The following is a 15,385-nucleotide window of genomic DNA, read 5'->3' as shown; positions in this document are numbered from 1 at the left end:
GTAACCTAATTAATTATGCATGTTATTGAGTGTAACACGTTTCCTTTTTACCGATACGTCAGTTCGAAGCTGCCGGTTTACTGGGCGTCGAAACATAATCCATTATCAGAAATGCTGTCGTCACTCATCAGATACAAATAAGTTGGCATCAGATCTTTTGGCGTTTTAAGCGACTTCGCGTCTTCTGCCGGATACGCTTTTGCCCGCATTGATGTGCGGGTCGCACCGGGGTTAATGACGTTGGTGCGTAATTTGGTATCTTCATACTCGTCGGCAATAACCTGAGCCATACCTTCGGTAGCAAATTTACTGACAGAATATGGTCCCCAGAATGCCCGGCCTTTTCTTCCTACGCCGGAAGACGTGAAAACTAATGATGCGTTCGGAGATTTTTCCATTACCGGAATCAGTGCCTGAGTCATGGCAAACTGACCCGTTACGTTAACCTGCATAATGTCGTCCCAGCTGTCTTTTTCAATGTGAGTAAAAGGGGACAGAATGCCAAGTAGCCCAGCGTTATGCAGCACACCGTCTAATTTGCCGAACTGATCGGCAATGGTGGCCGCCATATCACGATAATGACTTTCTGTTGCGCCTTTTAAATCCAGCGGAATAATTGCTGGTTGAGGACTTTCCTGAGCGATAATTTCGTCATAAACTGACTCCAGCTTGCTAACAGTACGCCCCAGTAAAATGACTGTAGCGCCATGTTCGGCGTAGCTCAGAGCGGCTTGACGACCAATTCCGTCGCCTGCACCAGTAACTAAAATAACCTTATTTTTCAATAATTCAGGGCTTGCCTGATAATCATGTACGGTTTTAATTTCCATAACAGTTTCTTAATACCATTGGACTGTGGTCGGGTGAGTGGGCTATTGTAACGATATTCGAGTAACTTCTCAGCAAACGAACGAAAAATCGGTAAAAAGCCTTTCATCTTATTTGATACCGGTGTATAAAAATCGTTAAGAGAAGCCGTAAAATAACAAATCATAAAAAAGAATTGAGGATACCTCATGAAGAAATTATTACTCCCGCTTGCGATTGGTTCTGCACTTAGCCTGGTAGGCTGCGGCAGCGGCGACGAAGCTCCTGTTACAGAAACCGAAGTTAGCGTTGCTGCGTCACGCGTGGTTTTTGACCCGTCCAATGGTGCTTTATCTGCGCCTACTAACATCTTATTAAGCGGTTCAACTGATGGCACGTTGAATTTGCCAGTTGAAGATGTGTCAGATATAGCAAACCCTCAGGTTGCTATCAATGGGCTTGATGGCTGGGGTACGCACTCAACCTTAACTTTTAATTTCTCATTACCAGTTGATGAAAACGGTGAGAAAGTCACTATTGAAGCTGCGAGCCTGGAAGCTCAGGGTTCAATACGGGTATTTGAAACGATTCAGGGCGGCAGCGCTGTTTCTGAGCAATGTGCCGCTGCAAATCCTGCGGCTGTATGTGCCGTAACAGGTGAGCTTGAACACAATACCGACTTTACGGTTAAAGCAACGGGTGAGGGCAGTGTTGCCGTTGTACCACTGCGTCCATTCAAACCTAAAACCGGTTACCTGGTGGTATTGACCGACAATATTCAAGACTCCCTCGGTCGCGATGTTAAACCATCACAAACCTATACATTAATGAAGCGTAATGCCGATGAGAAGCCTGTTTCAGGTGATGCAAGTGCAGTCTCTCTGCAGCGCCTGGTTAACAGTTATGAAGGTTCTTTAGAGCAGTATGGTGTAGACTCTGAAGGCGTGATTTACAGCTCGAACTTTACTACACAGTCTGTGGGTGATGTTTTGGGTATGACAAAAACCTTGCTGGGACAGAAAATGGCGGCTGGTAATACTCCACAACTGCAAGCAGCATATTTAGGTCGAACATTAGATGAAGACTTGACTGACGCAGGTATCACCGATCCAAATGCGCTTGCCGCAGCGAGTGCGGCAAAAGTATATGGCGGACAAGTAGACTTACCTTATTACTCTCCAATACCTAGTGCTGAAAATCCTACTGCACCAATAACAGGTCGTTGGACGGCAAAATGTGATAGTCCGATATCTATCGTCGGCGGCATTGAAAGCGGAGCCATTCCTGATGGCACTCTTGGTATCACTCAAGAGTCGATAGCAGCCGATAAAGCAGAAGTTATCCAGACTTTGGTTGAAACCTGTATTGCTCAGCCAAATGGAATTGACTTGCCAGGCGTTGATGAAGAGCGCCATTTGACTAAATACAACCCAGTGCCGACTGTTCAGGATACTGAAACGGTTAATGCTTTTGTGACTATTCCTGATTTGGCAACAGCAAATGCTGTTCGCGCCGGAATGGATCCTGCTTTGCCTGCTTTAACTGCGCCTGCTGACGGTTGGCCTGTGGTGATTTTCCAACACGGTATCGCTCAGGATAAATCTAATGCAGCGGCTATTGCCGGGACGTTAGCTATCGCTGGATTTGCAACTGTTGCCATTGATCATCCACTGCATGGGGATAGAGGCTTTGATGTTGATAGCGATGGTAATCTTGATATTACCGCTACCGGCACAGAAAACGTTACAACTTATATGAATCTGAGCAGCTTGCTTACGACACGCGATAATTTGCGTCAATCGATTGCTGACTTAGTCGGTTTACGCGTTAGTTTGAATAACTTTATCGCAGGTGATGGTGCTGAACTTGACGGAAGTGATGTGCACTTTGTTGGACACTCTTTGGGGGCAATTGCCGGCACAGGTTTCACTGCCTTGGCTAACACCTCTTTTGGTGAAGACAGTCCGCTTGTGTCACTTGATAACCAGTTTTCTGTTCAAGCCTCAAGTTTAGGTATGCCTGGTGGTAGCATAGCGAGTTTCCTATTGGCTTCTGACAGCTTCGGGCCGACGATTAAAGCAACTTTGCTGTATTCATCTAATCCAGAATTTAAAGCTGCGGCCGACCAGGCTATCGCTGGCGGCGCCACTCTTGAAGAATTCTATGCAGGATTTATGGCACAAGCGTCAGAACAGCAAGTCGCGCAAATTAATGCAACTCTTGAACAGTTCGCCTTTGCAGCTCAGACCGTTATCGATTCAGGTGACCCTGTTAACTATGCAAGTAGCGTAGTCGCATCGGAAACACCCATTCATGTGATAGAAGCTATTGATGATGCTGTTATCCCGAATTCAGTGGAGAATAAACCACTGGCGGGAACAGAACCTTTGGCTGCATTGCTTGGTCTGCAGGGCATCTCAACTACGACAACATCTGAAGATGGAACCACGCCGGTATCAGGCATCGTTCGCTTTGGTGGCGATGCAGAGCATGGCTCGTTAGTTGATTCTTCTGCATCAGCAGATGTTACTGCAGAAATGCAGCAACAAATTGCTTTCTGGTTTGCAGCCGACATGTTGCAGTTACCAGTAACCAACGAAGAAGTGGTAGAATAATCCTAGGTTATTGAACACTTTGTATTCAAAGGCCGGCAGTTATGCTGGCCTTTTTCGTTTTAGGAGAGTGGTATGGATTTTGTTGCTGATATTGGAGGCTTTTTACTAAAAGCCGCTATTATTGTGGTGGCTGTTGGTTTTATTGTAGGCCTTATTGCTCAGGCGGCGCAGAAGCAGAAAAAGAGTAAAGGTGACTTACAAGTCACGCATTTATCTAAAGAGCTGAATGAGCTCAGTGAACAATTGAAAATTGAGCTTATGGATAAAAAAGCTCAGAAAAAAGCACTAAAAGCGTTAAAGAAAAAGAAGGCTGTGGAGAACAAAGAGAAACGGCTTTTTGTTCTAGACTTTAAAGGCAGTATGGACGCGAAGGAAGTCGATAGCTTACGCCATGAAGTCAATGCCATTTTAAACTTGGCCACTGAAAAAGATGAAGTTTTGGTGAGGCTGGAAAGTGGCGGTGGTGTCGTCAATGGTTATGGGCTGGCGGCGGCTCAGTTACTGCGTTTAAGAGAACACAACTTAACCGTTAATGTGGCTATTGATAAGGTCGCGGCAAGTGGTGGTTATATGATGGCCTGTGTCGGTCATAAACTGCTCGCGGCACCTTTTGCCTTTATCGGTTCAATAGGTGTGGTTGCACAAATACCGAATTTCCACCGTCTTTTGAAAAAGCATAATGTCGATTTTGAACAATTAACGGCTGGCGAATATAAGCGCACTCTGACTATTTTCGGCGAAAATACCGATGAAGGGCGTCGTAAGTTTAAACAGGATTTAGAAGCCATTCATCGTCAGTTTAAGTCTTTTGTCCAGGAAAATCGCAGTGAGCTGGATATAGACAAAGTTGCAACAGGCGAGGTCTGGTCAGGTCAGGAAGCAAAAGAGCTTGGCTTAATTGATGAAGTGACGACCAGTGACGCGTGGTTAATGAAGCAGCATAAAGGTTTTGATGTATTACAATTACAGTATGTTATCCGTAAACCGCTAAGTGAACGTTTTGCGAAAGGTATGTCTGTTATTATCCACACCTTAAAATCTTCCTTAACCCGGTCAGATGTCGCACAATAGAAGGTGTTCAGCGAGGCTTACAGTTTTATAGCTGCTTATTTAAAAGCTTTCTGCTAGGCTGTCGCAGTTTTTTAGAATGAATAATAAAGGACGCTTATGAGCGAAAAGAAAAAACTCAGCCTGACTAGCCGTATTGTTATCGGCATGGTTGCTGGGATCATTCTCGGTACCATTATTCGTTACGTTGCCGGTGATAATGCCTGGGTCTCTCTGTATTTAACCAATGGTCTTTTCGACGTTGTTGGTCAAATATTCATTACCTCTTTGAAAATGCTTGTTGTGCCACTGGTATTTGTGTCACTGGTGGTCGGCACTTGTTCCTTAAGTGACCCGAGTAAGCTTGGACGCTTAGGTGGTAAAGCTGTTGGCATGTATATGATCACCACGGCAATAGCGATTACCTTTGCGATTAGTTCGGCAATTTTGGTGCAGCCAGGCTCTGGCATTGAGCGCGCTTCGGACGCCACTTTTGAGCCCAGCGAAGCGCCGTCGGTTAGTGAAGTTATTGTTAACTTGTTCCCCGATAACCCGATTAATGCTATGGCCGAAGGCAATATGCTGCAAATTATTGTGTTTGCATTGTTGTTCGGTATTTCCATGGCCTTAGTCGGTAAGCCGGGTGAACGTTTAAAAGGCTTTTTCGATGATTTGAATTCGGTCATTATGAAGCTAGTCGTTATTCTGATGAGCGTAGCGCCCTATGGTGTATTTGCGTTAATGGCTAAGCTGTTTACGGAAATTGGCGTGGAAATGATAGGCAGTCTGGCGAAGTACTTCCTGCTTGTGCTGTTTGTGCTGCTCGCTCATGGTTTAATTATTTACCCCTTATTTATGCGCGTTCTTGCCCGGGTTAAGCCGGGACTTTTCATGCGTAAGATGCGTGACGCTCAACTGTTTGGCTTTAGCACCGCAAGCAGTAATGCGACTATGCCTATCACTTTAGAAACCGTTACCCGTCGTTTAGGCGTTAGTAACAGTGTGGGTTCCTTCACTGTGCCGCTGGGCGCTACCATCAACATGGATGGTACGGCTATTATGCAAGGTGTTGCCACCGTCTTTATCGCGCAGGTGTATGGGCTGGACTTAGGTGTTGCTGAATACCTTATGGTGATTATGACGGCAACTCTCGCATCGGTCGGTACTGCCGGAGTGCCTGGCGTTGGGCTTATTATGCTTGCCATGGTGCTGCAGCAAGTTGGTTTACCGGTTGAAGGTATTGGCCTTATTATCGGGGTGGATCGCTTGTTGGATATGACCCGGACTGCAGTTAACGTAACCGGTGACGCTATGGTCAGCTGCGTAGTTGCTCGCTCCGAAGGCGACTTTGATGAAGATGTTTATTATGACAAAGAGGCTGGCAAAAAACTGGAAGAACTTTAGCGATTGAGGTTTATCCAGATAATCCGCCGAGAGCCGGTGCACAATTAAGCGTGCACCGGTACTCCTGAGTGAAAACGTAGCTCAGTATCGTCAGATGTAATTAATTCCGCTTCCCACTCTCTGAACTGATTAACCCGCTCAGTAATGTCTGTATCGCTTAGCTTCTGCGCTAATTCCAGGTAGTCCTGATAATGGCGTGCTTCTGAACGTAACAGGGACACGTAAAAGCGGGCTATATCCTCATCCAGATAAGGTGCGAGTGCGGCAAAACGCTCACAAGAGCGTGCTTCAATAAGAGCGCCTATAATTAATTTATCAATTAAAGCCTGCGGTTCGTAAGTGCGTACATGCCGGATCAGGCTGGCGGCGTAACGCGATGCGCTGAGCTTATAAAGTGGCACATCTCGTACCTGCATTATTTCAAGAACCTGCTGGAAGTGATGCAGCTCTTCCCGAATTAAACGGGACATTTTATCAATAATTTCGTCGGCGTATGGTTGTGACTCAGCGGCTTGTAGAGCGTGAGACAACTGCTTGCTTTGTTTAAGTTGCTGAAAATTCCCAAGGCCGCGATAAACCAAATCTTCGTATGGCTGCAGAGCGTCAAGCAGGGTTTGTCCGTGGTCTTTATTAACGGCATAACGGCGCAGCAATAAGGCTGCACTTTGAGCCGCTTTTAGCTCACAGTGTAAATGATCCAGTAAGATGACGGGCAGATTCTCAGCCAGCGACGCCTGCTTAACCCACTCTGAAGGCGTTCGGCAAAGTAAAAACGAGTGTATTGGGTCGAGCAGATTTAGATAGGGTTCGACGAGACTATAATTCACAGCGATCCTTCTTGGCGTAAAAGGTGTAATAATAAATTAACAACTAACCCTTTGTTCTATAACAAAAGGCCTTGACAGAATACAGATGGTGCTGAATATTAGATGCATGGGGTGAATTTTTCAGCAGTACCCGCGTCAAAAATTATAACGTATTTACGAATTCGGCGGTATGACCGCGAACTATGGGGAAGTGAAATTATGATACTGAATCATATTTGGGGGTTATACGCCCATCCAGCGCAAGAGTGGAAATCGATAGACAGCAAGCGTGAGAGCTTTCTTTATTCGTGTTCTCATATTTTACTGGTAGCAATTTTACCTTGCTTGGCCGCTTACTACGCTTCAGCTCATATTGGCTGGAGTGTCGGTGCACGCGAGTCCATTTATCTTACCCAAAGCAGCGGCGTCATGCTTGGCGTTGCAATGTATATTGGTATTTTGGGAGCCACGTTTGCGTTGGCTTACTTAATTTACTGGATGGCAAAAACCTTTGGTGCTGATCCCAGTTATACGAAATCGCTTGAATTAGCAGCTTACGCGGCAACTCCGGTTATTATGTCGGGAATAGCGTCAGTTTATCCTGAATTGTGGTTTGTTGCGTCGGTTTTCCTTATTGGCGTGGCTTATTCGGTTTACCTGCTTTACTCAGGTCTACCGGTTATTATGCACATTCCGGAAGAACGTGGTTTCCTATACGCGAGCTCGGTAGTGACCGCGGGTCTTATTGCTATGGTTGTATTAATGGCAACCACCGCCATTTTATGGACCAATGGTTTTGGACCAGACTTTATTTCTTAACGTAAATGCTAAATAAAAAAATGCCCGGTTCTGTTTAATCAGAATCGGGCATTTTTTATTGTTTCAATAAAGTACTTTCGTAAAGGTTATTTCTTCAGGTAATGACCCGCCAGACAAGTAACCGGAGCTGCTGTTGGTTTGCCGTGTTGCCAGTCTCCGCCTTCCACGCCGCTACCGGCAATATCAATATGGATATAACTTATTGGATGCTCACTATCAATGCCATGATTGTCCAGACCGGATACTCCGGTCAGAAATGCCATTGGGAATTGGTGTCCACGTGGCGTAGCGGCAGAAGGACCGTTGTTAGATGACAACAGGTCATCGCATAAAGTACGGCCTTTAACAAAGTCAAAGTCTTCACGACGGGACCAGGATATTTCTGTTGGGTCACCATAGGTTTCGCCTGCATTGAATAGAGCCTGAGCCAGATTTTGACGACGTGCATGGCCATTGGGTACCAGAGCGCTGTATGGACCTTTTGAAAGGGCTGCGTGGCCTGTCAGAGTTGCTACCGTGTACAACTCGTGTTCGCCGTCACTTTTCGACGCTTCTTCGCGCAAATGCGACAACAAGTCGGCCATTATCAGGCGACCTTCGGCATCGGTATTGCCAATGCGAACACGCTTGCCGCTGTGGCCGGTAATAATTTCATCGGCAACAAAAGCATCCGAACCAATGCTGTTACGTACCGCGCCAATTTCAGCAATCACATTAAGGTGTTCTGGCTGTAATTCCGAAACCGTTTTTAAGAAGCCGGCAACGCCTGCAGCACCGCCTTTATCGCGGCTCATACCGGCCATATGCCCACCGGTTTTTAAGTCAGCACCACCGGTGTCGTAAACAATACCTTTACCGGCAAACATAACCGTACGTTCCGGGTTATTACCGTGGTACTCAAGGCGAATAACACAAGGGCGGTGACGCTCTACAGCCATTGACGAGCGACCAACGGCTGCCAGTAGAGGATACTCATGCTGTAGCTGCTGGTAGTCATCACTAACCGTGACCTTAACCGAAGTGTGGGCAAAGGCCTGGCGGCAATACTCAGCGAATTTAGGTGGTGCCATACGCTCAGGTTCGGTACCTGCAAGGTCGCGGGCAACGCGTTTACCGGCTTCAACTGCCATAGCCCATTCAGCGTCGAGCTCTCCAACTAAAATGACGTTCTGAGTCGGTTCAATGGCTTCTTCACCATGAGCTTCGCGAGCTTCCAGTGGCTGGTAAAGTGCCTGACAAAAGCCAAGGTAAGCGGCTAAAAAGGCTTGCTGATAACGCTCGTCATTCACATTGACATTATTCAACGCGATAACCGGGTGGCGGGCACCGGCATCTTGCGCAACTTTTGCTGCCGCATGTGCTGCATCGAAAACCTGGCGGACATCGTCGAAGTCACGGTTTAACGGCCCGGTAGGCGCAGCGACCAAACGCTGTCCGGGAACGCCGTCAGCCTTCAACAGTAAGGGTTGTTTGCCCACTCTTTGATCGGTAATTTGTGCCTGCTGGATAGTCTCAGCCAGAGCGGAATCGTCAATAGAATCAAAATTTCCAATTAAGATAAGTGCATCAGCACCATCTTTTGAGTATGCGTCAGCCAGCGAGCTGACGATTTGCAGTTGTGCAAATGCCATAGGTTAAACCTCTTAATCAGTTTGTCGGTTAAGCGCGACGCCAGCGAGTGCCTTCTGCACCATCTTCTAAAACAATACCCATGTTGGTTAGTTCATCACGAGCTTCGTCTGCTGTAGCCCAGTCTTTATCTTCCCGGGCCTGATTACGCTTGGCAATCAACGCTTCAATTTTGGCGACATCGTCGTCATCGCCTTGTAAAAACTCTTCCGGAGACTGTTGTAGCAGCCCCATTACTTCAGCCAGCTCAAGCAAAACGTGCGCTAACTGCGCGGCTGTGTCTGGAGCACTCTCGCGGTTGCGGTTAATTTCCCGGGCAATTTCAAATAACACACTCATTGCTTCCGGTGCGTTTAAGTCGTCGTCCATTGCCTGTTTAAAACTCTGCCAGTATTTACTACGTAACTCGTCGCTGGCGGCTTGCGGTGTTAGGTCACGCAATGCGGTGTACAAGCGCTCCAGAGCGGAATGCGCCTGATCCAGATTTTCTTGAGTATAGTTTAGCTGCGAGCGATAGTGGCTCGACAGCAGAAAGTAACGAACCGTTTCCGCGTCGTATTGTTCCAGTACGCTGCGAATGGTAAAAAAGTTACCCAGTGACTTCGACATTTTTTCATTGTCGACCTGTACCATACCGCTGTGCATCCAGTACTTTACGTACTCAGATTGATTTGCGCAGCAGCTTTGAGCTATTTCATTTTCATGATGAGGAAAAGACAAATCAGAGCCGCCACCATGAATATCGAAAGTTTTGCCCAGGTGCTTCTTATTCATTGCTGAACATTCAATATGCCAGCCCGGGCGACCTTCGCCCCAGGGCGAAGACCAGCTGGGCTCTCCGGGTTTAGCACTTTTCCAGAGTACAAAGTCGAGTGGATCTTGCTTGGCCGCATCAACATCAACCCGTGAACCCGCTTGCAATTGCTCTAAGTCCTGGCGACTGAGCTTGCCGTAATCGTTAAATGTAGAAACATCAAACAGAACATCGCCGTTACCTGCTTCATAAGCGTTGCCGTTGTCAATAAGGCTTTTAATCATCTGGATAATGTCATCCATATGACCGGTAACCCGGGGTTCAATATCAGGGCGAACCAAATTTAACGCATCAAAGTCTTTGTGCATTTCGCCGATAAAACGCTCGGTCACCTGATGAAAATCTTCTCCGTTTTCTGCTGCACGTTTAATGATTTTATCGTCTAGGTCAGTAATGTTGCGCACGTACTTAACTTCGTAACCGAGCTTGCGCAGATAACGCACAACGATATCAAAGGCGACATAGGTTCTGGCATGACCAATATGGCAGTAGTCGTAAGTGGTAACACCGCACACATAGATACCCACGTGGCCGGGCTGAATAGGCTCAAATGGCTGCTTTTTGCGGGTTAGGGTGTTAAATACGGTTAATGCCATAAATAGTGTCTCTTACTTTTAAACGGTTAGCGATGAAAACTGGGGGCTTATGATACCACCTATGGTACGGCTCTGGTACACTATTGGCTGGTTTAGTCAATGAAACAGGTACATTCAATGCAAGTCGTTTTACATACCAACCATGGTGATATCACTTTAGAAATGCACAATGAAACCGCGCCTAAGACTGTAGATAACTTTTTACAGTATGCCCGTGACGGTTTTTATGACGGCACAATTTTTCACCGTATTATTAGCAACTTTATGGTGCAGGGCGGTGGTTTTGAGCCTGGCATGAAGCAAAAAGAAACACGCGCGAATATTGAAAACGAAGCGCCGACAGCAAAACCCAATGTGGTTGGGTCGGTGGCTATGGCGCGCACGCCCGATCCTCATTCAGCGTCGTCTCAGTTTTTCATTAACGTGAACGACAATGCCTTTTTAAACTTTCAGAATGAGACACCGAATGGCTATGGCTATTGTGTATTTGCCGAGGTTGTTGAAGGTATGGATGTGGTAAACACGATTAAAGACGTGAAAACCGGTTCAGCAGGCTTCCATCAGGACGTGCCGGTTGAAGACGTGGTTATTGAAAGTGTGTCGGTTAAAGAATGATTCTATGACCACCGGCTTTATTGCTGACTTACATTTAAGTCCGGGGCGGCCAGATATTCTGGCTGCTTTTAGTGACTTTTGTCAGCAACACCGGAATCTGGATGCGCTTTATATTCTTGGCGACTTATTCGATGCCTGGCTGGGCGACGATGACACCAGCGAATTTGCGGCGCAAGTAAAAAGTCAGCTGAAGCACATGACGGACAGCGGTGTACGCCTTTACTTTATGGCTGGAAATCGTGACTTCATGGTGGGCGAGCGTTTTGCCAGCGACGTTGGTTTAACCCTTCTTCCGGATGAAACCGTCATTGATTTGTATGGTGAGCGAATACTGCTGATGCATGGTGATACTTTATGTACGCTGGACAAAGGTTACCTGCGTTATCGGGCTATTATCCAGAATACTCTGGTCAAAAGTATTATGCGCAGCTTACCCTTGTCGTGGCGTATGCGTATAGCTAATCGGCTACGGCAAAAATCCAGTAGCCAAAGACCTGAATTAACTCCGGAACAGCTTTATAAAATGGATGCTCAGCACAGTGAAGTGCTGCATGTTATGGAAAAGCACGGCGTTAGAAAGCTCATTCATGGTCACACACACCGTCCGGCCGTGCATTGCTTCACTCTCGGTGACGGCAAACCTGCTAAACGTATCGTACTGGGCGACTGGTATCAGCAGGCCAGTGCTTATCTCGTTTCTAAATAACGCTTGCGCTTTTTCGCACTGAGTTTTGTGGTGTCCACCAACACCAACCCATCTATCGAATGGTTAAAGTCCGGGTCAACGCCAAACTCTAAAAACTGCACTCCGCCGGGTTCACATAGCTCCGAGTATTGTTTATAAAGTGTGGGAATGGCAGAGCCGATATTCGCCATGTAACTTTTTAGCAGAACAAATTCATCGGCGTAGTTGTTACCGGTAAAGTCAGGCACCGTTGAGTCGGTGTTTAAACGATAAGGAATGTTCGCCCTGGCCATCGGTGTTTGCGGCGGAAAATGGCTGCTGTAAAATTTAACTAAAGCGGCCTGCGCATCTTTTGGTAAGGCGTTGCTAATACTGACAGAACCAAATAAGTAACGATAATTTGGGTGCTTACGCAACAGCGCACCAATACCAACCCAAAGATAATCCAGGCTGCGTTTACCCCAGTACCGAGGCTGAACAAATGAGCGACCCAGCTCCAGGCTTTGCGGAAAAATCTCCTTCATAGCGTCTGAGAACTCATAGAATCCGTCACTGTAGAGTCCGTTTTGGCCGTGAGTTTCTATTATTTTTTTACAGTCGCCCAGACGGTAAGCACCGGCAATTTCAAGGTCATCCGGATCCCAGAGTATCAGATGCATATACCAGGTATCGTACTCATCAAGGTCCCGTTTACGCCAGGTGCCTTCGCCCACGGTGCGAAAAGCGACTTCTCTTAAGCGGCCTATTTCCCGAAGAATAGGAGAGCTACCACTGAATTCATACAGATAAATCTTTTTGCCACATGGGGTTTCACCAAGTAACTCACAGGCCTCAATGGCCGCTTTCAAAGGTTGGCGCGATTCAGGACGGGCTATTGCTGTTTGAGTTGGGAAAATCGATTTTTTTTGAGTACCTAAACGGTACAAGTGCTTTTTAAACAGTTTAACCTGCTGGTTGACACTAAGACCCTGATGAATAAAGGCTTCAACCGGTATTCTTTGCCCTATATGACATTTAACCTGTTTACGTTGCTGACGGAACATTTCTTTCACCAAGAGCATGGTTGCTAAAGGTTTATAGACCATAGAAGCGGTGTAAAACCAGGCGGAATTGTGAGCATCAAGGCGTATTGGCAAAATGTCACTTTGGGTTGCCTTGGCTATTTTAAGAAAGCCACTTTGCCAGTGTGTGTCGCGTACCCCATTAGGGCGTAACCGCGACACTTCTCCTGCAGGAAATAGTATGACGCACCCTTCGTCGTGAAGGTGGTTATGTATGTTGCGAATGTCTTTGCGGCTGGGTTTGCCGCCAAAGACATTAACCGGCAGCAATAGGGAATTAAGAGGTTCGAGTGCAGACAGCCATTCATTGGCAACTATTTTTACATCGCTGCGCATTTCACTCACTAACTTTAATAACGCCAGGCCATCAAGAGAACCTATCGGGTGATTCGCAATAATAACCAGACGTCCGCTGACAGGGATATTATCCAGTTCTTGCGAAGAGTAGGAGTAAGTGAAATTAAAGTAGTCCAGAGTGTGTTCAACAAAGTCTATGCCTTCTAAAGAGGGAAAACTTTTGCCAAACTTCTGAATGTCTTCTTCGTGTAAAAGGTTGCGTAAAACCCAGGTTGTTGGCTTTTCTAACCAGGGTTTACCTTTAATGAGTGGAAGCTTGTCATTAACGACTTTGTCTACAGATAACATCAAGTGCTCCGGCAGCTACTGATGGTAAAAGTGTAGAGAGCGTAAATGACAGTTTAATGACGGTGGCTAACAAAAAGGGAGCCGGTTAAGGCTCCCTCGAATTCGTTCTGTGCTTTAACAGTATGCTTAGTTGTTAAATTGCTTACCGAAGAACGAGTCTTCCAGCCATTGTGGACGCTTATCGGCGTTCGCAATTTCTTTACCAATGGCAAAGTTAATGTTGGTAAAGCGAGCTCCGGCTTCGTAGTTAATGTCTAAGTTGAGCCCATCGCTGGGCTTATGATAATGCTCAGCAAAAAACTCGCCCCAGACTTCTCCACCGTCTTCACCTTCGGTACGTGAGGTAAAGCCGGTCATCAAAAATACCGCCGGAATACCTTTTTTAACCAGAGTGTAATGGTCTGAGCGTGTAAAAATAGCCTGCTCAGGCATAGGGTCGGGGCTTTGCTTTGTATCGAATTGCTGAGCTGCCTTGCTCACAGTGTCACCCAAAGTTGAATGGGAAGCACCAAAGGCAATCACGTCGGCAAAATCATACAGCAGTACCGGCATATCCAGGTTTACGTTTGCTACAATGTTTTCTAACGGAACCGTAGGGTTATTGGCAAAGTAGTCAGCACCTAGCAGGCCTTTTTCTTCTGCGGTGACAGACAAAAACATAATTGAACGGTCGAATTCCTGTCCGGATTCAACAAATAAGCGCGCGGTTTCCAGCATAATGGAAACGCCACTGGCATTATCCATAGCGCCATTATTGATATTGTCTTCGCGACTCATGTCTTTTACTACGCCAATATGATCGGAATGCGCAGTATAAACAACGTATTCGTCTTTCAAGGTTTCGTCAGAACCGGGTAATACAGCCGCAACGTTAGGACTGGAAATTTCCTCGTGACGCGATTCACGAGCCAGGGTGACTTCACCTTCCAGTTCAAACCCTTTAGGAGAGAAGTCCGGGTCTTCTTCTATCTTCTCGAAGATATCGCTTAGCTTAGTCGGAGCATTCGCAAACAGTTTCTCCGCAGGTTCGTCATCAATATAGGCGGAACCTTTTAATTGTTGCTCTTCACCCTTAGGCAAACCATTAGGACCTAACCAGGTCATGCGTGGTGTTTTGGTGTAATAAACACTGGTTTCGTATTTGCGAGTTTTTTCGCGTACCGGAGTGTGCAAAGTAATAATACCAACCGCGCCTTTTTCGCGGGCAATATCACTTTTAATATTGGCTAAATGAGCGCCTTCTTCGCTAGGCAAAAAGTCCGGACGACCGGTTAGCATGACAACAATTTTGCCTTCTACGTCAAGGCCGTTATAGTCATCAAGTTCAAACTCAGGGGCTTCCATACCATAGCCAACAAAAACTAATGGCGCGGTAATTTCATCTTTTTCTTCATAATGACTTGGGCCGGTAATGAATTGCTTAGGAAATTCAAACTCAACCACTTCACCATTGTTTTCAAAGGTCATGCGAGCGCTGTTTTCTTTCAGTGTACTTTTACGAAAGGGAATACGCTGATAAAAAGTATCGTCATCGCCAGCAGGCTCCAGGCCTAGCTGCTTGAATTCAGAAACAATGTAGTTAGAGGCAATTTCATGCTCGTCGCTACCGGTTTCTCGGCCTTTAAGGTCATCGTCTGCAAGAAACTCTAAATGAGCACGGATATTGGATTCGTCAGCACGGATCTCTTCAGTCTGCGACTTGGTTTCTGATGCACCGCAAGCCGCTACCAGCAGGCTTAATGTGACGGGCAGAAGAATATGGGATGGCTTCATATCATGTCCTTGGTGTTATTTTTATCATAATAGCCAATCTAGTGTACCGCAGCAGATAACAGACAACCA

Annotated in this window: 12 protein-coding genes; 6 read left to right on the top strand and 6 right to left on the bottom strand. The window is 46.4% G+C overall.

The annotated features are described in order from the left end of the window. Positions 1-77: 77 nt before the first annotated feature. Positions 78-830, bottom strand: coding sequence for a YciK family oxidoreductase (locus ACN0RF_RS05120; protein WP_417438252.1), 753 nt, complete (start codon positions 828-830; stop codon positions 78-80). Positions 831-1,016: 186 nt separating this feature from the next. On the opposite strand from ACN0RF_RS05120, the gene ACN0RF_RS05115 reads away from it, so the two are divergent. The 3 genes from ACN0RF_RS05115 (at position 1,017) to ACN0RF_RS05105 (ending at position 5,873) form a co-directional block, all read left to right on the top strand. After that, positions 1,017-3,422 (top strand): VolA/Pla-1 family phospholipase, encoded by a 2,406-nt coding sequence (locus tag ACN0RF_RS05115; protein ID WP_417438251.1) that lies wholly within the window; start codon positions 1,017-1,019, stop codon positions 3,420-3,422. A gap of 72 nt (positions 3,423-3,494) precedes the next feature. After that, positions 3,495-4,493: a protease SohB gene (gene sohB / locus ACN0RF_RS05110; RefSeq protein ID WP_417438250.1), complete on the top strand. Its 999-nt coding sequence runs from the start codon at positions 3,495-3,497 to the stop codon at positions 4,491-4,493. 96 nt (positions 4,494-4,589) lie between these two features. Beyond that, the gene (locus tag ACN0RF_RS05105) at positions 4,590-5,873 is read left to right on the top strand and encodes a dicarboxylate/amino acid:cation symporter (protein ID WP_417438249.1); all 1,284 of its coding nucleotides are present in this window, start codon (positions 4,590-4,592) and stop codon (positions 5,871-5,873) included. A 44-nt stretch (positions 5,874-5,917) separates the two neighbouring features. Here the strand turns inward: ACN0RF_RS05105 and miaE are convergent, their stop codons facing one another. Beyond that, entirely contained in the window at positions 5,918-6,700 is a 783-nt protein-coding gene (miaE, locus tag ACN0RF_RS05100) for a tRNA isopentenyl-2-thiomethyl-A-37 hydroxylase MiaE (RefSeq protein ID WP_417438248.1), read from the bottom strand. Between the two features lie 198 nt (positions 6,701-6,898). Between miaE and ACN0RF_RS05095 the strand changes: the two genes are divergently transcribed. Next, positions 6,899-7,498, top strand: coding sequence for a Yip1 family protein (locus tag ACN0RF_RS05095; protein ID WP_287795909.1), 600 nt, complete (start codon positions 6,899-6,901; stop codon positions 7,496-7,498). 86 nt (positions 7,499-7,584) lie between these two features. On the opposite strand, the gene ACN0RF_RS05090 is transcribed toward ACN0RF_RS05095, so the two are convergent. Both ACN0RF_RS05090 and cysS read right to left on the bottom strand, forming a co-directional pair. Next, positions 7,585-9,129 (bottom strand): M17 family metallopeptidase, encoded by a 1,545-nt coding sequence (locus ACN0RF_RS05090; RefSeq protein ID WP_417438247.1) that lies wholly within the window; start codon positions 9,127-9,129, stop codon positions 7,585-7,587. A 28-nt stretch (positions 9,130-9,157) separates the two neighbouring features. After that, positions 9,158-10,537 (bottom strand): cysteine--tRNA ligase, encoded by a 1,380-nt coding sequence (gene cysS / locus ACN0RF_RS05085; protein WP_417438246.1) that lies wholly within the window; start codon positions 10,535-10,537, stop codon positions 9,158-9,160. A 117-nt stretch (positions 10,538-10,654) separates the two neighbouring features. On the opposite strand from cysS, the gene ACN0RF_RS05080 reads away from it, so the two are divergent. Both ACN0RF_RS05080 and ACN0RF_RS05075 read left to right on the top strand, forming a co-directional pair. Further along, on the top strand, positions 10,655-11,152 hold the full coding sequence (locus ACN0RF_RS05080; RefSeq protein WP_417438245.1) for a peptidylprolyl isomerase: 498 nt from the start codon (positions 10,655-10,657) through the stop codon (positions 11,150-11,152). Positions 11,153-11,156: 4 nt separating this feature from the next. After that, positions 11,157-11,858: a UDP-2,3-diacylglucosamine diphosphatase gene (locus ACN0RF_RS05075; protein WP_417438244.1), complete on the top strand. Its 702-nt coding sequence runs from the start codon at positions 11,157-11,159 to the stop codon at positions 11,856-11,858. On the opposite strand, the gene ACN0RF_RS05070 is transcribed toward ACN0RF_RS05075, so the two are convergent. Beyond that, complete coding sequence (locus ACN0RF_RS05070) at positions 11,840-13,543, bottom strand: GNAT family N-acyltransferase (protein WP_417438243.1); 1,704 nt, start codon at positions 13,541-13,543, stop codon at positions 11,840-11,842. The two genes, ACN0RF_RS05075 and ACN0RF_RS05070, sit on opposite strands and share 19 nt — an antisense overlap. Positions 13,544-13,669: 126 nt before the next feature. Further along, complete coding sequence (locus tag ACN0RF_RS05065; RefSeq protein WP_417438242.1) at positions 13,670-15,316, bottom strand: M28 family metallopeptidase; 1,647 nt, start codon at positions 15,314-15,316, stop codon at positions 13,670-13,672. Positions 15,317-15,385: the final 69 nt, after the last annotated feature.

Source organism: Idiomarina sp., assembly GCF_048260185.1.
Taxonomy (GTDB): Bacteria; Pseudomonadota; Gammaproteobacteria; order Enterobacterales; family Alteromonadaceae; genus Idiomarina.
The sequence above is the reverse complement of the archived record's forward strand: the minus strand, read 5'-3'. Positions and strand labels throughout refer to the sequence as shown.